We start from the raw sequence: 20,826 nt of genomic DNA, 5'->3' as shown, positions 1-20,826 counted from the left end.
ATGTATGGAACTACGATAAAGCAAAAGACCCTGAATACGAATGGCTACCCGTTAGCCTGACCGACCCTAACTAATGACTAACACAAGATTTCCTTCAGATAGACAAAAAAAACAAAATATGAAATATTTGCAATCAATCAAATTCCTTATGTTTGTTATCTTGCTTTCCGGCTTTTCCGGCATCAAGGCACAGGTAACCGTAGGGATGGGCGAAAAGCCCGCCGATGGGGCCATCCTGCAACTCAAAGAGACAGACGAAACAGGCGTCAATTCGGCTCGTGGGCTATTGATGCCCCGCGTAAAACTATTAGCGGAAACGGGTACTGACATGTCGGAAACGATGGCTAATGCCAGTGCTACCTGGGACAAGAAAGTTCATACCGGACTATGGGTATACAACACCAATACGGTATTGGGCACCAATATCTGCCCCGGACTATATCACTGGAATGGTGAGAAATGGGTGAGGATGCACGAGAAATGCCCCAACCCTTGCGTTGAATTATTATCCGTTTTCATAAAGCCTGTACATGAATTTATTTTTTACACATTCAAGGTGGATGAAATACTCCCTGACGATGCTACTGAACCGCTCACCTATCAATGGTATTTAGGCGATACAAAGCTTAATGATGGTGGGGGTATATCGGGTTCAACTACCCCTACATTACAGATGCCTGCTCCTGCCGTTGGTACAGAGTATACCGAGCCTATCTGGCTGAAAGTATCGAACGCATGTAGTTATAAAGACAGTAATAAAATAAATCCCTAATAGTTGTGGCAAATTGCTTGTGCCAGATTCGTATGAAAACAAATAAAACTCATATAAAACAATGCTTATAGTTATGAAAAGAAAAACTTTGCAATATATATTACTGCTGGTGCTGTTTACCGCATTAGGCAGCAATGCCCTTCAAGCCGCCGACTTCTATTGGCGAGGCGGTAGCGGAACATGGTCAGACATCAGTCATTGGAAAACCAGTGGTGGGGCTTCTTATACCAATGCTCCGACTAAAGATGACAATGTATTTTTTGATGATCAATCAGGGTTGGTTGCTGGATCTGCGGTAACCATCGATGCGGATGCCTCTGCCCTAGACTTGACATTTGATTGCCTTGCCCCTCCGAAATTGATAATAAAGGCAAATATGTACATACATGGTTCACTCATATTTCAGGACGGGATGGAAATTGAAAAGCCCACAGATCCTCTTGATAATACTAATTACACCATCAGTTTCCTGTCTAATACCACGGGAAATAAAATTAAAACCTGGGGGGCTACTTTCTATCATAAATTTTTATTTAATGGCTCTGGCGGAGAGTGGACGCTAATGGATAACTTAACCATCGTGTCCAGTGATTATACTAACCCTCCGAACCAACGGGGAATTAGTGTTAATCAAGGGAAATTAATATTGGATGGCAAAACCTACACCGGCTTTTATTTCCATACAAATAACACTGCCTCAATAAGCATGAAAAATGCAACGGTCAATGTGTCTCGTTGGGAATACAATTCAACTCAAGCTTTGACTCGTTTGGCTGCCACTTCCGGCTCTACGATTAATTTGTCTCAAAAAAAGAACTATCACTCAGAAATGATTCCCAAAGCTTGGTTAAAAACCAACGCAGCTACAGACCAATACAACATTGTAGACGTGGTGGCTGGCGGATGGGTTCCTATCAAAATTTACAGTGGAAACTTCGATCGATTGAGTTTCACGGGAGCCAATGGTACTTTAGCAGAGGGAGGAACCATTACAACAAATACTTTGCAACTCTACGCACCGGGGAAATATGAATTGAAAGGTGATATAACCGTCAATACAACACTGGATATCAGGCCTTTTGGAAGCTCTGGTTGCGGAGGATTTATTGAGCTTTGCAGTTTTAATCCAACGGTCCGACGTACTATCAAAGGTAGCCCTGGTACTGTAAGAGCGGAGAGTGTATTGATTACAGACATCGCCCTTAGTGGCGGTCCTCGTACTGCCATAGGTCTTGACGGCGGAAACAACGACGGGTGGACTATTACTCCTATTACATCAGGAGTAACTCGTACATGGAAAGGCGGAGCTGGCCGATGGAACGACCCTGCTCATTGGAGTGGAAGTTGCGTCCCTACGCCTTTCGACAATGTAGTCTTTGATGGCACTTCCGGATTGGCGAGTGGCGATCAGGTATTGATTGATATGACGGCCTATGCTCATGATCTCACATTCAAAGGTGGCAATCCGCCATTGGTTATGGTTTATTTTCCAATAGAAATTCATGGCTCGCTTGAACTGCAAAAAAATATGAAAGTAGAAAAGCCAGAAATTTTCACAACCCTTACCGCCTCGCTTGTTTTCAGGAGCACCGACACGGACGAAAAAATTACCATGAATGGGGTAAAACTGAATGAAGTACCGATTTATTTCAATAGCTTTTCCCAAGGTTCAGCTACCGGAACCGGAAAATGGACTTTTCAAGACGATATTGAACTTGTCAGCAAAGACCAAGCTCGTTATACAAATGATATGGGCCGTTTCAATGGTATCCAATTTCAAAGCGGCCATTTGGATTTTAATAAGCGAACGGTAACTGCTTTCCGCTTCTATAGCGGCGTTGATGGGGGCTTAGTAAACTCCGAATTCAATCTTAACAACAGCCGTTGTAAGACTGGTCGCACGTTGAATATTGCAGGGGCTACTATTCATTTAAAAGTTTGGTCAAAACCATCTAACAGTGGCGGCTGGCTTCACGTAGGCGGTGCGGCTTTAACTGAGGAACAAACTAAAGACTCAAAGATTATAATAGACAACATAAGCGGTAACTTCTTCCAAGGGAAACCCGGGGATCAATATAACGAATTGGAATGTTTAGGATCGGGTATTGGTCCATCAGGAGATGTTTTTGGGTTCATAAAAAGTGGAAAACATAAAAAGATAACCATCGGGGCGGCTCACGCCCAGATCTTTTCTTTAGAAACGGATGAATTAATTTTTACTACCCATGGAAAATATAAAATGAAAACTCCCGACAGCCCCGTAAAGGTGAATAAACTATTAAAGTCAAGTTCTTGCGGAGGAGCTATCATCATCTATTCTGAGGTTCCCGGTAGTCCGCGCAAATTTGAGATGGGAGCTGCTGGCGTCGTTGATTTAAGTAATTTGTCATTGACGGATATCCATATCGGACCCTCTACTTATACTGTAAAGGAATCGGTCGATTTGGGCGGCAATAAAGGTTGGACGTTTAATACCGGAACTCCTAAAGAGTTTTATTGGGTTGGCGGCACTGGCAATTGGTCAGATCCTAATAACTGGGCACATTCTTCGGGAGAAACACAAACAAAGGCGACATGTATTCCAGGTTTGACAGACAATGTCACTTTTGACAAAAACTCATTTTCAGCTTCGGGACAAACTGTTAAACTGGACGGGACAGCATTTTGCAACAATATGAAATGGATTGACGATGATGGTAAGTACCCTGTATTCAATATGGCTGGCTATGGCATCCAAATCAGCGGTTCGTTAGAACTTAAAAAAGGGATGGAAATATCTGGAATGGATCCGCTAAATGATAATTATGGAAAGGCAATGATATTTACCTCTAGCCGCTCCATGGAAACAATCAAAACCAACGGGGTGAAAATCCCGTGTCACATGATTTTTGAAGGACGTGGCGGTTGGAAGCTGCTGGATGAGCTGTATCAAACCGGACACGCTTCTCAGTCATTTTTGTTCAAAAACGGACATCTTGATTTTAATGGGCAGAAAGTAAGCATCAATAGCTTTACGAGTACAAACACCACTAACCCCGACCGGACATTGAAAATAGCCGGATCGATCATTACAATTACCGGATACCCCCATAATCCCTGGCAATATACCGGAGGAGCAGCATTGACGTACGAAGACACCAAAAATTCGACCATTATAGTGGGTCCAGCAGGGCAATATGCTACACCCAATATATTTGAAGCGAAAGTCGGCGATGTTTATTACAACCTGGAGTCGACAAGACCCAATTTTCAAATCAAGGATGCCACCTTCAACAAAGTATATCTGGATGAACACACTACGATCAACAATATCGTTACAGACACTTTATGGTTTGAACAAGATGATCATACATTTCAATTCACAGCAGGCAATACTTCAACGATCAATAAAGCCTGGTTTGCCAGCGGAAACAATTGTCATCCCAATAGTATAATTAAATCGACCTCAGAAACAATATTGGCAAACGTCAACATTCTCAGTGACGCAGCCAACTATACAGAAGTAGGAACTGGCGGAGAAACACTTCAGGACAATATCCTTCTCATGGATTATGTCAGTCTGAGAAACATGAATGCATTGACAGGAACTGGCAAAGCTATACCAAAGTTGGGTTCTGCAAGTAATCACGATGCTGCTAGTACCAATTGGCTATATGCTCCAAAAGGAAACAATATTTCTAGTGGGTTGGATAAAGGTCCGACCATCCGTTGCGAGTTTTACGCATACACCATTCGTTCAGCAGGAATGGTTCCTACTCCGAAAAGTATTGTCGAGTGGTATAAAGAACCTGAAGGATTTCCTGATCCTGAAACTCAGGAGGAGAAACTTCGACCAATCCAGCCGAGTGGGAATGCTGTACTCGTGAGCACTGACTTCGATATAAAAGTCAAAAGGCCTACAGATGCCGGCGTTTATTGGTGTGTTGTTGATTATGTCGGCGATGGAACAGGTTGTAAACTCGCCAAGTGGATAACCGTCAAGGCTGCAGATGTCGGATATTTAATATGGAACGGAAGAAAAGGCAATCAGGATTGGCACGATTATGGCAACTGGGAATTGACGAAGGGAAATAATGACAACCCCGATAACGCTATTCCGTCCAAGTGCGTCAGCGTCTTGATCCCCGATGGTATAAACAATTATCCCGACTTGACCAAAACATCATTGTATGACTTTGGTGACTCAGTAGGCGAAACGAATGAACCCGCTTGCGACATTATCACTTTCGAACATGGCGGTGAGGTGCTTCGTACCGATTTGTTGAATTATAGCGAAGCTATAGTAGAACTCGAGTTAAATTCAAGCCAATGGTATATGTTGTCGGCTCCATTACACGACACATATAGTGGCGATCTTTATGTAAACAAACCGGAGCGATACGAGGACGGTTACTTGGTTTACCCTATGTTATTCAATCAAGATAACCCGCAAACTGATTCTCTACAAACAGGAACCCAGTATCTTTGGTCGAATAGTTTCAATAATGTTGATAGAGAATTTGCTTTGGGTGAAGGTTTCGCACTTTGGGTGAAGGGTAATGATCCTAAATTTACTTTTCCGAAAGATGACGAGCAGTACTATATTTATTCAATTGGCAATCAAGAGAAAGTTGACTCCGTAGTAGCCATAGATCGCACTTATCTCGGAAGGTTTATTTACGAAAGGTCTCCTCTTTCGGGAGAAATCGTGACATTACCAGAATTTACTGGTGCTGCGGTTGACGAATATATATTGGTAGGGAATCCGTTTATGTGCCATCTGAAAATAAGGGAATTTTTACTTAGAAACAGCCCTTCTATTGATCCGGGTGAATTCACAATAGCTTACGGAGAAAGTACCACTGAAGGGAAAGTAGACTCATATGTTACTTTCAAATGGGATGGAACGAACTATAAAAATAAAGATAATGAGACAATGGACTTGATTGCTCCAATGCAGTCGTTCCTGGTGAAAGCGAAAAGCGCAAATCCCACCTTGACAGTGGATATAAAAGATACCAAGCTTCTCCCTGGTGACAAACTTCGATAATATATATAAATAGGGGAATAAAGATTCCTTGCAAACGAGACTGATTGCCCCAAAAGGGCAGTCAGTCTCATTTGTTATTATCAGACCATCCCCCCATCTTTCGTTTTGTTTTGACAGATGTAATTTCCAAAATTTCAAAAGTAACCGCGTCGCCTAACATTTGGTTTTTAGTTTTACATTTGGAATTATGGACACTTACTTACCACCATATTCTCCGCATTTGAATATTGCTGAGACGCTTTGGCGGATCATGAAAGGAAAATGGCTCAGGCCACAGGATTATGCTTCTGCCGATACCTTGTTCTATGCTACTAATAGAGCATTGGCAGATATGGGGAAGAATCTGAGAATTAACTATAATCATAAGGCTGCTTAATTTTGAACATCTACTTAGAAATAAATTTCCAACGGAAATAATGTGATTTTTAATATGAATCCGTTTTGTAATACAGTATAAGCAGAGTAAATAAACTTAATTATGGTAGAATATATGGATGATTCGTTTATTTTTTAGCAAACAAAACAATAGGTTCGTAACATTTGTTACGTGTATTGTCGTTTCTTATTTATATATTTGTGAAGTTAAGCTCCTAATCGAAATGTAATGAGAAAGTTCCTTAATATAATACCATGGTACTTTGTTGTTCCGCTGTTTGTGATAGCAGGAATAGCTGTTGGGTTAGGGGGGTACTCTGTATATATGTCGCGGGCTCATTCTTATCTCTCGGACGACCCTTCGGCGTGTGTCAACTGCCATATAATGACTCCTTATTATCAATCGTGGATGCACAGTTCCCATCATCAGTGGGCCAACTGTAACGATTGTCACGTTCCGCAAGATAATCAATTGAACAAATACGCTTTCAAGGCAATGGACGGGCTATATCACGCCGCCGTGTTCACACTTAGGGAAGAGCCACAGGTTATTCGTCCGCGCGATGCAAGCAAGGAGGTAATAATGAATAATTGCATTCGTTGTCATACTGAATTGAATACCGAGTTTGTTAATACCGGTATGATAAACTATACGCAGGTAAAAGAAGGGGAAGGCAAAGCCTGTTGGGATTGCCACCGAGAAGTGCCGCACACCGAGGTAAGTAATCTTTCCTCATCGCCTAACGCAATAGTTCCGTTGCCACAATCGCCTGTGCCGGACTGGTTAAAAAATACTATGAAAAATAAAAAATAATATCCGATATGTTCAGAAAATTAGCAGAAGCAATCAAGCGAAAACCAATCATTGGCTGGGGTATCTTTGCAGCAGTGATGGTTGCAGTGTTTGTGTTGGGGCTTTTAGCGGCATCCATAACCGAACGCAGGGCAGAAATAGCCACTTTGTACAATAACAAGAAGGTTGAAATTTCGGGGATAAACCCAAAAAGTGAAGAATGGGGAGTAAACTATCCCCGCGAATACGATACATGGAAAAAAACCAAAGAAATGAATTTCCGCAGCAAACATTTGGGGAATATGCCCGAAGATGTTCTGGAAAGCCGTCCCGAAATGGTAGTGCTTTGGGCAGGATATGCTTTTTCGCGCGATTATTCCGCTCCGCGTGGGCACATGTACACGATTGAAGATATAACGCATACACTTCGTACCGGAACGCCCGACCACGACCATAAGGATATGCAACCGGCTACTTGTTGGACATGCAAAAGCCCGGATGTACCCCGCATGATGCACGAAGTTGGTATAGAGAATTTTTACAAAGCAACTTGGAGCCAGTTTGGTAGCGAGATTGTAAATCCTTTGGGGTGTGCCGACTGTCACGATCCCCGGACAATGAACCTTACTATTACCCGTCCGGCACTGATTGAGGCATTTGAGCGGCAAGGCAAAGATATAACACAAGCTACTCCACAGGAGATGCGTACATTAGTTTGCGCTCAATGCCATGTAGAATATTTCTTCAAAGGCGACGGCAAATATCTGACCTTCCCTTGGGATGGCGGAATGACTGTTGAAGCAATGGAAGAGTATTACGATAATGCAGGCTTTACCGATTGGGTTCACGGATTAAGCAAGACACCCATGCTGAAAGCACAACACCCCGACTACGAGCTGTTTCTTTTAGGCCCTCACTCACAAAGAGGGTTAGCGTGTGCCGATTGTCATATGCCGTATATGGCCGAGGGGGGAATAAAATACTCGAACCATCAAGTGATGAGCCCACTTAAAAATATATCTTCTACCTGCCAGACTTGCCACAGGGATAGCGAAGAAAACCTTCGTAATTATGTTTACCAATATCAAGACAAAGCCTTGGAAATCAGAAACCGCATTGAGGTTGAACTATCTAAAGCCCATATCATGGCAAAAATGGCATGGGATAGCGGGGCGGATGAAACCAAGATGAAAGAATCGTTGAAGCTGATCCGTCAGGCGCAGTGGCGTTGGGATTTTGCGGTAGCTTCGCATGGAGCATCGTTCCACGCTCCTGTGGAAACACAACGTATCCTTGCCCATAGTCTGGATCGTACCATGCAGGCGCAGTTAGAACTACAAAAAGTACTGTTCTCACTTGGCATAACCGATGTTAAGATGCCAGATATTTCCACTAAAGAAAAAGCGCAGGAATATATTGGTTTGGATATGAAAAAATTACGAAACGAGAAAGACAAATGGATACAAACCACATTACCTGCATGGTTGAAAAAAGCAAAAACCGAAGGTAAGTTAGCGGCGAATTAAACTTTCAGAAAAGGAACGCACACACAGGTATTATCGATTGAATGAAAAAAGCGACAAATCGCAAGATATGGCAAATGCCTTGGGGATATCCTGAAAGTATTATCATTACTTGTGGAGTTATTGTTGTGGGCTTCTTGCTACAACTCACCACCGGAAGTTTCAATTTCTATCTGCTGGCGGCTCCGGTCAATCTGTGGGTCGGAATCATTCTTGTGGCACTGTGTGTTGCTTCGCTATGGGTGCGCAAAAGCCAGTTTATGAGGTGGTTTTCCGGAATACCGTTTTCCGTTTGCCTGATTTCGGCATTGCTTATCTTGAGTCTTATTATGGGGCTAACCCCACAAGTTGCTTTTACCGAAAATTACACAAATATTTTCAGCCGTTTAGGGTTCGACAATATGACCTATTCGTGGGTTTTTGTATTCATCTATTTCATCACCCTTCTGTCTCTTGGCTGTCTGATAGCCCGGCGGCTCTGTCGGTTCAAGCTGAAAGACTACGGGTTTTACCTGAACCATATAGGTCTTTGGCTTGTGCTTTTTGCTTCGGGGTTGGGATATGCCGACATGGCAAGGTATGTTATGTATGTGCGTGAAGGCGAAGTGGAATGGCGTGTCTACGATGATAATGATAATGTAAAGGAACTGCCCATAGGCATAAAGCTCAACGATTTTGATATGGAGGAATACCCTCCCAAACTAACCGTGATTGACCGCCAGAGCGGAGAGTCGCAGCCGGTTAATAATCCGGATTATTATCAGATAGATGTAAAATCGCCTGTGAGCCGTCTGAACGGATGGGATATAAAGATAGAAGAATATATCCATCAGGCTGTTCGCGGTAGCGACAGCACCTATCGCGAAGTACCTATGCCCGGAGCAACTCCGGCTGTTAAAATAAAGGCTGTAAACTCCGAAGGAAAAGAACGGAGCGGTTGGGTATGCGGAGGAAATCAGGCACAGTTATATATGACCTTACCGCTCAACGAGCAGCAATGTGTTGTGATGACCGTGCCTGAGCCCAAGCGGTTTATGTCGGACATAGAGGCTTACACACCCGATGGAAGTGTTGAAAAAGGAATACTGGAAGTGAACCACCCCTTGCGTATAGGTAATTGGACAATCTATCAGTATGGTTATGATGACAAAGCCGGAAGATTATCGTCTTATAGCAGTATGGAGTTGGTGTATGATCCTTGGATTACACCTGTCTACATTGGTTTCGCCTTTATGGCTTTAGGAGCAATAAGCATGATACTGACCGGGAAAAACACAAAACGGGGAGATGAAGAGAGCGGTAAGTCTTTGGAAACGGAAAATATATGAATTGGAATAACTTTATATGGTTTGCATTGCCTTCGGTGGCGTTTTGGTTGGCTGCCGGAGTTACAGTTTATAGGTCGCAAAAGCGGCTGGCCGATATACTGATGCTTTCCGGGATAGCTCTGTTTACGACATTTATTGTCGGTTTTTGGATTCATATCGAACGTCCACCCATGCGAACTATGGGCGAAACCCGCCTGTGGTATTCTTTTTTTCTGTCTGTTGTTGGTTATCTGGCATACCGTCGGTGGAAATATCCGTGGCTCCTGTCGTTCTCTGCATTGGTCGCTTCTGTTTTTGTGTTTGTAAATCTGTTCAAACCCGAAATTCACTCTAAAAACCTGATGCCTGCTTTGCAAAGCATTTGGTTTGTGCCTCATGTAACCTCCTACATTCTATCGTATGCCATGCTGGGAGCGGCTACCATCGGGGCTTTTGTACAACTCCGTAAAATACGGCTGACGGCTCAATCGGACAAAAATATTTTCTCCTTTATAGACAATATTGTCTATATCGGTTTCGGGTTTCTTGTGCTGGGTATGCTTATGGGTGCTGTCTGGGCTAAGGAAGCATGGGGGCATTATTGGTCGTGGGACCCAAAAGAAACATGGGCCTTTGTCACCTCTATGGGCTATCTTGCTTATATACACATCAGGATATACGGAAAGAAACACGAGAAAACATCCCTCTGGTTGCTCCCCATCGCTTTTATATTGCTGATGATAACGTGGATTGGAGTTAACTACCTACCTTCGGCACAGGGAAGTATCCATGTATATTGACGTGTTTTTATTTGTCAGCCCAATAACTCTTTCAGGTCGTTGTATTTTAAAATCTTTCCTTTTCCTGCTTCAAACTCGATAATACCATCGCATGTCATCTCTGATATAGCTCTCGAAAGCGAGGGACGCTCTACTCCAAAATACTCGGCAAGTGACGCGATGCTTCGTCCCAGTTCAAACGTTCCGTTCCGGTCATGTTGCAGAATGTAATAGGCTGCTTTGGCCTTGATTCCTTTCTGCGAAAATATTTTTAGCCTTTCCGATAGGAACTGTACACGGTTGGCTGTGAAGGCCATAAATCCTCTCAAAAATCCGGGGCATTTAGCCATCTGTTTTTCGATGGACGATTTACCAATCAGTATCACCTCGCAATCTTCCATTGCGGTAACTTCTACCGGAAAGCGGTTATTGTCCGCAAAAATAAAAGCGGCAGCCAACGGATAAGGCGCGGTAATCTCTTCTACCGAAACGGCAAGCCCCGATTTAGAAATAATTTCCGTTTTTACTTTCCCTTTCGTCAGCATATACAGGCTGGATATTCGGTCACCTTGCGAAGCGATCAATTCACCCCTCTTATAGTTTTTTACCGTATGGTCTATTGCACACCTTATTTTCTCGATCTCTTCGGGCGATTTATCCCGGCATATTGTACAGAAAAACAGTAAGTCCTGATTCATAAATTCTATTTTTTGCAAAGTTATGTATAATAAATTTCACAAGCGTAACGAATGTTACGGATTATGCTCTCGTACCACTGTATGTTTGCAAAGGTATAATTGAAGAAAATTAATGAAAAGAACGATTATTAAAATAAATGAAGACCTGTGTAATGGTTGCGGAATCTGTGTCAGTGGCTGTCACGAAGGAGCATTGCAACTAATTGATGGTAAGGCCCGGATGATTAGCGATCTGTATTGCGACGGGCTGGGAGCTTGTATCGGAGATTGCCCTGTTGGAGCGATAGACCTTGAGGAACGCGAGGCTGAACCTTACAATGAAATTGCAGTTATGGAGAGACTTGTCCCTAAAGGAGAAGGAACAATCCGGGCTCACCTACTTCATTTGAAAGATCATAATGAAACAGAACTTTTGTCTCAAGGTCTTCGTTATCTGAAAGAGCATAACATCGGGATAGATATGGATATAGAAAATAAAGAACAAGTCTCTGCCTGCGGGCAAGGATTCACCGTATGTCCGGGAAGTCGGGAGATGTCTTTCGCTCCGGTAAAACCGATGGCAGTAACCGGTAGTATCCCTTCGCAGCTCCGCCAATGGCCTGTGCAGCTTCATTTACTGAATCCTCAGGCGGGATATTTCCGGGGTGCGGATGTAGTTCTGGCTGCCGATTGTACGGCTTATGCTTATGGTGGTTTCCACGACCGTTTCTTAAGAAACCGTACATTGGCTATCGCCTGCCCGAAACTTGACAGCAACAAAGAGGTTTATGTTTCGAAGATTGCCGATATGATAAACGGGGCACAGATTAACACACTGACAGTAATTATTATGGAAGTTCCCTGCTGTGGCGGATTATTGCAATTGGTTAAAATGGCTTTGGAACAGGTATCAAACAAAGTCCCCGTAAAACAGGTTATTATAGGTATACAAGGAGAAATAATAGAAGAAAACTGGTTATAAACAAATTAAAATTAAAGAAAGATGAACATGTTTTGCTATCAATGTCAGGAAACAGCACAGAATAAAGGCTGTACTGTGAAAGGAGTATGCGGAAAAACTTCCGATGTGGCTAATTTGCAGGATTTATTGATATTCCTGTTAAAGGGTATTTCCCGTTATACCGTAGAAATGCGTAAAAAGGGTATTGAAGTATCCGTTCAAACTAATCACTTTGTGATGGAATCGTTATTTATGACAATTACCAATGCTAACTTCGACAAGGAGCGTTTTGTGACACGTATCCACGAAGCCATCGCATTGCGCGATAAGCTTGCCTCAGAGGCAGGAAACATTGCTGCGGATTGCGATTGCATAACCTGGAAAGGAAATACTTTGGAAGAAATGGAAGAGAAAGCCGCTACGGTTGGAGTCCTCAAAACCGAAAACGAAGATGTGCGTTCGCTCAGGGAGTTGCTGATATATGGTCTGAAAGGTATGGCCGCATATGCGGAGCATGCGGTTAATCTGGGCTTCGACGACGAAGACATTCAAGCTTTTATGCAAGAAGCATTGGTAGCTACAACTCAAGATCTTTCTGCCGACCAGCTAACGGCTTTGGTGCTTAAATGTGGCGAATACGGCGTGAAGACAATGGCTCTGCTCGACAAAGCCAATACTTCTACATATGGCAATCCGGAAATAACAAAGGTAAATATCGGCGTGCGCAATAACCCGGCCATACTGATATCCGGACACGACTTACGCGATATGCAAGATTTGCTGGAGCAGACCGAAGGTACAGGTGTAGATGTTTATACACACAGCGAGATGCTCCCGGCTCATTATTATCCGGCATTCAAGAAATACAAACATTTTGTAGGGAATTACGGTAGTGCATGGTGGCGGCAGAATGAAGATTTCGAATCCTTCAATGGTGTTATCCTGTTTACAACCAACTGTATCGTACCACCCCGTTCCACTTCTACTTATGCCGACCGGGTTTATACTACGGGAGCTTCCGGTTTTGCCGGATTCACACACATTGAAGACCGTAAAAACGGACAGCCGAAAGACTTTTCGAAACTGATTGAGCATGCCAAACGATGCAGCGCTCCAACTGAAATAGAGACAGGTGAAATTGTTGGAGGTTTTGCTCACGAACAGGTATTCGCGCTGGCCGATAAGGTGGTCGATGCCGTGAAATCGGGCGCTATCCGTAAGTTCTTTGTGATGGCAGGTTGCGATGGGCGCGTGAAGAGCCGCAGCTACTATACCGAATTTGCCGAGAAGCTTCCAAAAGACACGGTTATCCTTACCGCGGGCTGTGCCAAATACCGTTATAATAAACTTCCGTTGGGCGATATAGGCGGTATCCCTCGTGTACTGGATGCCGGACAGTGTAACGACAGCTATTCACTGGCACTAATCGCTTTGAAACTGAAAGAGGTGTTCGATCTGAATGATGTGAATGAATTACCGATAGTCTATAATATTGCCTGGTATGAACAGAAGGCAGTAATCGTTCTTCTGGCTCTGCTTTCTTTAGGGGTGAAGAATATCCACTTAGGGCCTACGCTGCCAGCATTCCTTTCGCCGAACGTAGCTAAGGCGCTGATCGATAATTTTGGTATTGGAGGAATTACAACTGTGGATGAGGATATGAAAATGTTTTTAGGATAACAATAAATAAGTTTTAATCATGGACGAATTATTTGAAAAAGGAGCCATTCTGAATATGGCGGAAATGGTTGAATACTCTGCAGGCGGAGTGATTAGTAAACAGGTTTTAAAAAACAATGCAGGAAACATTACCCTTTTTTCTTTCGATAAAGGGCAAGGATTGAGCGAACATACGGCTCCGTTCGACGCCGTAGTGGAAATATTAGACGGAGAGGCTGAGATTATGATAAACGGCAAACCTTTGTTGTTGGTAGCCGGGCAAGCCGTCATTATGCCGGCCAATATTCCGCATGCACTCTTTGCTAAGCAGCGGTTTAAAATGTTACTCACTATGATTAAAGGGTAAAACACATAGCCTTGACAAAGAATGTATAAACCAAAAAGAAGGTATCCTCAAAGAAATCAAAAATTACTTTTGCGATACCTTCTTTTTTAGTAATGCTTGGCAGATATTAAACAACAGCAGAGTTCCTTAAAGAATTACATCCGATTTTTACAAATCAACAATATTCCTTAAATTTTAATGGTTTAAATTGTATATCTCGGAAAATATTATTTCATTTGTAAATAATTCGTATTAGAAAATATGTTCGATGGAACTGATATGCAAAATAAAAAATATATACAAAGCATTATATTTGTTTGAAAAAGAGTTTGTTAAAAATTTTGACATGACGATAAACGAAGCAATGCTATTATGTTGTATGAAGGACGGGAAGCCTCATTCGGCCTGCGAAATCGCGGAATTTATAGGGCTTTCCAACTCGCGCGTATCAAAAATTATTATGTCGGTGGAAGAAAGAGGTTGGATAATACGCGAAATAGGGGCAGAAGATAAACGGAAAATGATTTTCTCTCTATCGGAAGAGGGTGGGAAAATTGTGAAAACAATGAAGAAGCAACCTATACCATTGGACGATGTTTTATTTAAACTGATAAAAGACGAGTAATCGTTTTTTTTAACTGATTATTTTCTAATAGACAATATTAATATTAAATACAATTTAGATATGAAAGTATTAATTATAGGAGGGGTAGCAGGAGGAGCAACCGCGGCAGCCCGTCTCCGCCGAATGGATGAAAATGCTGAAATAATATTGCTTGAGCGAGGTGAATATGTTTCGTATGCCAATTGTGGACTTCCTTATTATATAGGGGGAACAATTGCAGAGCGCGATAGGCTGTTTGTTCAGACGGCCGAAGGGTTTATTGACCGCTTTAATATTGATATCCGGTTGCAATCGGAAGTCGTGTCTGTTTCGCCTGATGATAAAACTATAAGGATAAAGAATTTGCAAACAGGAGAAGATTACACAGAATCGTACGACAAACTCATTATCTCTACCGGAGCAGAACCTGTAAAGCTACCGCTGCCGGGTATTGATGATCCCCGAATATTCACGCTAAGAAGTGTGCCGAATACCGACACTATCAAAACCTATATCGAACAGCACAAACCCAAGCGTGCTGTAGTAATGGGCGCCGGGTTCATCGGCTTGGAAATGGCGGAAAACCTGCACGAAGCGGGTTTGGATGTAGACATTGTTGAGATGAGCAACCAAGTGATGGCACCGCTCGACTTCACTATGGCCGCTATGGTGCATCAGCACCTGAAGGAGAAAAAGATTAATCTTTGGTTAAAGGAAAGAGTTGCCGGATTCGAAACTACCGCAAATCGTTTGAATGTTTTGCTCGATGGAGACAAGCGGATAGAAGCTGATATGGTTATATGTAGCATCGGTGTTCGCCCCGAAAAACAATTAGCCGAGTCGGCAGGTTTGAAAATAGGCACATTGGGAGGCATTTGGGTTAATGAATACATGCAAACCTCTGATGCGGATATATATGCTGTGGGAGATGCCGTTGAGGTAAGAAACCCGGTGACCAATACGCCTGCGCTGATTCCGTTGGCAGGCCCTGCAAACAAACAAGCCAGAATAGCCGTCAACAATATTCTGGAAGAAAATAAACATATCTATAAAGGAACAATCGGAACTTCCATAGCTAAAGTGTTTGACTTGACGGTTGCCGCTGCGGGAGTTTCGGCCAAAGTGCTGAAACGATTGAATGTGGACTATGTGTCGTCTTACACCCATAGTTTTTCGCATGCCGGATATTATCCCGGTTCATTGCCGCTTTCGGTTAAAATAGTTTTTGCTCCCGCGACAGGGCAATTATACGGGGCGCAGGTTGTTGGTTTTGGTGGTGTGGACAAACGCATCGAGATGATGGCGCAAGTAATACAAAATGGAGGCACAATTTACGACCTGACCGAATTAGAACAAGCTTATGCTCCTCCTTTCTCATCGGCTAAAGATCCCGTGAATATTGCCGGATTTGTAGCGGAAAATATAATAAAGGGAAAAATGAAAATAGTGCATTGGCGCGATATCGCCACTATTGACCCGGCAAAGGATTTTCTGTTGGATGTTCGTACGGAACACGAGTACGACCTAAACCATATAGAGGGGGCAGTAAATATCCCTGTGGATGATTTGCGAGGTAGATTGAACGAAATACCTACCGATAAAAGGATAATTCTGTATTGCGCTGTCGGGCTACGTGGCTATTTAGCTTATAGAATACTGACCCAAAAAGGCTTTACGAATGTATATAACCTTTCGGGAGGCTTCAAAACCTATTCGTCGGTAACATGCGAACAATCTTGTTATCACGAGCCAGACAATATGAACGAAAACCAAAATACAATGAACCACGATTCCGGCAATACAAAAACAATTAGGGTGGATGCCTGCGGACTGGCCTGCCCCGGACCTATTACACAGTTGAAAAAACATTATGATTTGTTGAATACCGGCGAGCGATTGGAGGTTAAGTCGACCGACATGGCTTTCAGTCAAGATGCCAAAAGCTGGTGCAACATCACAGGAGTGCGATTGGTAGAACAAAAAAACGAGGCAGGAACCATCTCTGTCACTGTCGAAAAAGTGAGCGAAGCTCAAACTACTCCCTCCATCTCTATGGGAGGCAATAAGACCATGATTGTTTTTAGCGACGATTTGGATAAGGCTTTAGCCTCTTTTGTTATTGCTAACGGAATTGCCGCTACCGGAAAAAAAGTCAGCTTATTCTTTACCTTCTGGGGGTTAAATGTGATTAAAAAAAGAGAGAAACCTTCGGTAAAGAAAGACATTTTTGGTAAAATGTTTGGAATGATGCTTCCTTCGAACAGTAGCAAATTATCTCTTTCTAAAATGAATATGGGAGGGATAGGTAGCCGGATGATGCGCCTTATTATGAAAAAGAAAAATATCGACAGTTTAGAAGCTCTTATACAACAAGCCGTTGATTCGGGAGTGGAAATGATAGCCTGTACCATGTCGATGGATGTGATGGGGGTTAAGCAAGAAGAGTTGTTAGATAATGTTCAATTGGGTGGAGTGGCCACTTATCTGGAGCGAGCCGAAAAATCTAATATGAGCTTATTTATCTAATCTAACCCGTAGTGCATTTAGAGAATTTATATCAAATAGTCTATAATATTTGTCCTTCTAAACAAAGTGAAGAATCTCTGTTTTTTTTTACTCCAGATCCTTCGTTTCACCCAGAAAGACAAATTTCTAAATGCACTACGGGTTAAGAAACTATCTTGACTTTCCCTTACCTGATATTGGCAATGCTGATGATATCGGCAAAAACACCGGCAGCCGTAACACTTGCACCTGCGCCGTATCCTTTTATTATCATCGGATATTCGTTATACCGTTCGGTTGTAATCTGAATGATGTTGTTGCTGCCTTCCAGATTATAGAACGGATGATTCATTTCTATTTCTTTCAGCCCTACTTCGCATTTTCCGTTTTCGTATTTGGCAACAAAGCGTAGGCGTTTATTTTCTTTTTCAAGTTTCAGGCGGAGAGTTTCGAAATCAATGTCAAGCTCGTTGATGGTTGCCCAGAATTCGTCGAGTGTTCCCTCAAAATATTTTTGCGGAACAAACAGGTTTTTCACCACATCCTGCTGTTCTACCCTATAACCTGCCTCACGGGTGAGGATAACCAATTTGCGCACAACATCCATCCCGCTGAGGTCTATACGGGGGTCGGGTTCGGCAAAGCCCTCTTCTTTGGCCATAAGAATGGCCTTGCTGAACGGAATATCTTTGCTTATGGTGTTAAATATAAAGTTGAGCGTACCTGACAGGACGGCCTCGAGCTTCACAATCTTGTCGCCGGAATTAATAAGCGAGTTCATTGTGTTGATAATAGGCAAGCCTGCCCCTACGTTTGTTTCGAAAAGGAATTTCACATTCCGTTCCCTTGATGTGTCTTTCAGTTTCAGATACTTGTCGTAAGCCGACGATGCCGCTATTTTGTTGGCCGTGACTACCGAAACGTTCTTAAACAGCAAATCCTGATATAACCCCGCAATATTATCGTTGGCCGTACAATCTACGAACACAGCATTAAATATATTCATATCCACAATATTGTCGAGCAATATGCTTGGCGAACTGGCTATGCCTTTTTCTTCCAACTGCTCACGATAGTTGCTTAAATCTATACCCTCGCGGCAGAAGAGTGCTTTACGTCCGTTGGCTATGCCCACAACATTCAATTTCAATGAAAATTGTTCTATCAGCTTGGGCTGTTGTTGTCTGATTTGTTCTATCAGCCTTCCGCCAACTACACCAATACCCGTAATAAAAAGGTTCAAAGCCTTGTACTCCGAAAGGAAAAAAGAATCGTGTATCGAATTCAGTGCCTTACGTAAATATTCTTTACGAATAACAAACGATATATTGATTTCGGACGCACCTTGCGCACATGCCATAACGCTTATACCACTGCGCCCCAAGGTATCGAACAGTTTACCGGCAATACCCGGTGTGCGGCGCATGTTTTCGCCTACGATGGCAACCGTAGCCAGGTCTTTATTAATCAGTACGGGGTTGATGCTACCCAACGCAATATCGTTTGCGAACTCGTTTTCGAGAGTCTGCACCGCCAGTTCGGCATCGGCTGTGCGTACACCTATCGAGGTACTGTTTTCGGACGAAGCTTGCGCAACAAGAAACACACTTATTCCACTTTTAGCCAGAGCGCTGAATATACGGTCGTTTACTCCGATAACTCCTACCATACCCAAGCCTTGCAAGGTAAGCAGGCAGGTATCGTCGATAGACGAAATTCCGGTAATGATAGCCTTGCGTTTGCGGGGAGTATCGTCGTTCGAAATATAACTTCCCGGAGCCGTAGGATTAAACGTGTTTTTAATGTGTATCGGTATATTTTTGTGATATACCGGAAATATAGTAGGCGGATAAATAACCTTTGCCCCGAAGTTGCAAAGTTCCGTTGCTTCGGTATATGTAAGATGGTCTATGACATAAACGCCGTTTATTATCCTTGGGTCGGCCGACATGAACCCATCTACATCGGTCCATATTTCAAGCACATCGGCATCGAGTGCCGAAGCAAAGATTGCAGCCGAATAGTCGGACCCTCCACGTCCCAGATTGGTAATTTCGTTTTTGCTTTTGCACGATGAAATAAAACCCGGAACAATGATTCGTCCCGATGATTGGGCAAAAGCCTCTTTTATCAATCCGGCCGACAGATCGATATCGGGGATATGCTTACTGAACGTTGTGTTTGTTTTTATAAGCTTGGTAGAATCGACCAGCGAAAAATCGTCAAAAACGTAGCTTATTATCAAAGAAGAGAGCTTTTCGCCATAACTCACAATCTTGTCGGAAGTGCGAGGCGAAAGGTCATTGATTAGGTACACACCCTTAAATATATTGCTCATCTCCTCAAAAATAGGAGTGATGGCCGACAACAGTTCCGCCTTTTTGCCTTTCTCCAGCTTTAGTTCATCAATAACACCGGTATGCCTTTTTACTATCCGGCTATATTCTATTTCGTAGTCCGAATCACCTTCGGCAGCCATCATCGAAGTCTTGAGCAACATGTCTGTTATACCGCCCAATGCGGATACCACTACCACTACCGAGCCTTGCTCGGCATCGACTATGTCCTTGACATTCAAAATACTCTGGGCAGAACCAACCGATGTTCCACCAAACTTCATGACTTTCATAATTCTCTTTTAATAATTATAATTGTTTTTTTTTCTAACACCAAAACCTTTTAAGCAATCTAAAATATTTATTGCCATTATAGTGTCGTGCCCTGAATGGAAGCAAAGTATTTTCCTCTGGTCAGGAGCATGACAAAAAAAACGACAACTTTTATACTGTACTTAAAAGTTTTATGTTCAAACAAAAAAGAAGATTCTCGAATACAAATTTGCCTAAAAATCCGGCGGGAGCAAATGTATAACTAAAAAGTGTAAATTACAAGATAAGGTCGCCTTTTCCCTGTCGTGTTATTTCGGGTTCGTTACCTGTACAGTCAACAATTGTGGAAGGTTCTATTCCTCCATATCCTCCGTCTATGACGGCATCTACAAGTTCATTGTATTTTTCGTGAATCAGTTCCGGGTCGGTTGTGTATTCGATAACCTCGTCATCATCTTTTATGGATGTGGTAAGAATGGGGGAGTCCAAACAGCGAACAAGCTCACGGAGGATATTATTGTCGGGTATGCGTATCCCAACGGTTTTCTTTTCTTTATATATTTTGGGGAGTTTAGATGTTGTATTTAGGATGAAAGTGAAAGGGCCCGGCAGGTTTTTCTTCATCAGTTTGAAGGTGCTGTTATCCACTTTGGCATATTCGCTCAGGTTGCTGAGGTCGTGACAAACGATAGACAAATTATTTTTTGCGGGATTTATCCCTTTCAGACGGCAAATCCGCTCTACCGCACGGACGTTGAGCGCATCGCATCCCATCGCGTAAACCGTATCAGTGGGGTATATGATAAGCCCTCCGTCGCGGAGAATTTCCACAATCTTATCAATTTCTTTTTGATTGGGGTTTTCGGGATATATTTTCACTATCATAA

General features: G+C 42.8%; 15 protein-coding genes. 12 read left to right on the top strand and 3 right to left on the bottom strand.

Features of this window, described 5'->3' with window-relative positions; all coding sequences use genetic code 11:
* Window positions 1-118 precede the first annotated feature (118 nt).
* The 7 genes from M2132_RS09440 to ccsA all read left to right on the top strand — a co-directional run bounded on the left by M2132_RS09440 (window position 119) and on the right by ccsA (window position 10,599).
* Window positions 119-772 carry a hypothetical protein gene (locus tag M2132_RS09440; RefSeq protein WP_280673083.1) on the top strand — a complete coding sequence of 218 codons (654 nt, stop codon included), beginning with the start codon at window positions 119-121 and terminating at the stop codon, window positions 770-772.
* A 73-nt stretch (window positions 773-845) separates the two neighbouring features.
* The gene (locus tag M2132_RS09435; RefSeq protein WP_280673084.1) at window positions 846-5,801 is read left to right on the top strand and encodes a hypothetical protein; all 4,956 of its coding nucleotides are present in this window, start codon (window positions 846-848) and stop codon (window positions 5,799-5,801) included.
* A gap of 187 nt (window positions 5,802-5,988) precedes the next feature.
* Window positions 5,989-6,177, top strand: a complete 189-nt coding sequence (locus M2132_RS09430; protein WP_280673085.1) for a transposase — start codon at window positions 5,989-5,991, stop codon at window positions 6,175-6,177.
* 228 nt (window positions 6,178-6,405) lie between these two features.
* Entirely contained in the window at window positions 6,406-6,990 is a 585-nt protein-coding gene (nrfH, locus tag M2132_RS09425) for a cytochrome c nitrite reductase small subunit (RefSeq protein WP_280673086.1), read from the top strand.
* An 8-nt stretch (window positions 6,991-6,998) separates the two neighbouring features.
* Entirely contained in the window at window positions 6,999-8,495 is a 1,497-nt protein-coding gene (gene nrfA, locus M2132_RS09420; RefSeq protein ID WP_407932419.1) for an ammonia-forming cytochrome c nitrite reductase, read from the top strand.
* 41 nt (window positions 8,496-8,536) lie between these two features.
* On the top strand, window positions 8,537-9,820 hold the full coding sequence (locus M2132_RS09415; RefSeq protein WP_280673087.1) for a cytochrome c biogenesis protein ResB: 1,284 nt from the start codon (window positions 8,537-8,539) through the stop codon (window positions 9,818-9,820).
* Window positions 9,817-10,599 carry a cytochrome c biogenesis protein CcsA gene (ccsA, locus tag M2132_RS09410; protein WP_280673088.1) on the top strand — a complete coding sequence of 261 codons (783 nt, stop codon included), beginning with the start codon at window positions 9,817-9,819 and terminating at the stop codon, window positions 10,597-10,599. Before M2132_RS09415 ends, ccsA begins: the two co-directional genes overlap by 4 nt.
* Window positions 10,600-10,613: 14 nt before the next feature.
* Here the strand turns inward: ccsA and M2132_RS09405 are convergent, their stop codons facing one another.
* Window positions 10,614-11,276 (bottom strand): Crp/Fnr family transcriptional regulator, encoded by a 663-nt coding sequence (locus M2132_RS09405; protein WP_280673089.1) that lies wholly within the window; start codon window positions 11,274-11,276, stop codon window positions 10,614-10,616.
* A gap of 112 nt (window positions 11,277-11,388) precedes the next feature.
* Here M2132_RS09405 and M2132_RS09400 point away from each other — a divergent pair, with 112 nt between their 5' ends.
* The 5 genes from M2132_RS09400 (at window position 11,389) to M2132_RS09380 (ending at window position 17,351) form a co-directional block, all read left to right on the top strand.
* Window positions 11,389-12,237, top strand: coding sequence for an ATP-binding protein (locus M2132_RS09400; protein ID WP_280673090.1), 849 nt, complete (start codon window positions 11,389-11,391; stop codon window positions 12,235-12,237).
* Between the two features lie 27 nt (window positions 12,238-12,264).
* Window positions 12,265-13,896, top strand: a complete 1,632-nt coding sequence (hcp, locus tag M2132_RS09395) for a hydroxylamine reductase (protein ID WP_280673117.1) — start codon at window positions 12,265-12,267, stop codon at window positions 13,894-13,896.
* A 19-nt stretch (window positions 13,897-13,915) separates the two neighbouring features.
* Complete coding sequence (locus M2132_RS09390) at window positions 13,916-14,242, top strand: cupin domain-containing protein (RefSeq protein ID WP_280673091.1); 327 nt, start codon at window positions 13,916-13,918, stop codon at window positions 14,240-14,242.
* A 247-nt stretch (window positions 14,243-14,489) separates the two neighbouring features.
* On the top strand, window positions 14,490-14,846 hold the full coding sequence (locus tag M2132_RS09385) for a MarR family winged helix-turn-helix transcriptional regulator (RefSeq protein WP_280673092.1): 357 nt from the start codon (window positions 14,490-14,492) through the stop codon (window positions 14,844-14,846).
* 60 nt (window positions 14,847-14,906) lie between these two features.
* Window positions 14,907-17,351, top strand: coding sequence for an FAD-dependent oxidoreductase (locus M2132_RS09380; protein ID WP_280673093.1), 2,445 nt, complete (start codon window positions 14,907-14,909; stop codon window positions 17,349-17,351).
* Window positions 17,352-17,517: 166 nt separating this feature from the next.
* On the opposite strand, the gene thrA is transcribed toward M2132_RS09380, so the two are convergent.
* Together thrA and M2132_RS09370 are read right to left on the bottom strand one after the other, a co-directional pair.
* A complete protein-coding gene (thrA, locus tag M2132_RS09375) occupies window positions 17,518-19,959 on the bottom strand; it encodes a bifunctional aspartate kinase/homoserine dehydrogenase I (RefSeq protein WP_280673094.1) in 2,442 nt (813 codons plus the stop codon).
* 256 nt (window positions 19,960-20,215) lie between these two features.
* Window positions 20,216-20,824, bottom strand: coding sequence for an L-threonylcarbamoyladenylate synthase (locus M2132_RS09370; RefSeq protein ID WP_280673095.1), 609 nt, complete (start codon window positions 20,822-20,824; stop codon window positions 20,216-20,218).
* Window positions 20,825-20,826 lie beyond the last annotated feature (2 nt).

It is taken from the genome of Dysgonomonas sp. PH5-45 (genome assembly GCF_029893235.1).
Taxonomy (GTDB): domain Bacteria; phylum Bacteroidota; class Bacteroidia; order Bacteroidales; family Dysgonomonadaceae; genus UBA1309.
The sequence above is the reverse complement of the archived record's forward strand: the minus strand, read 5'-3'. Positions and strand labels throughout refer to the sequence as shown.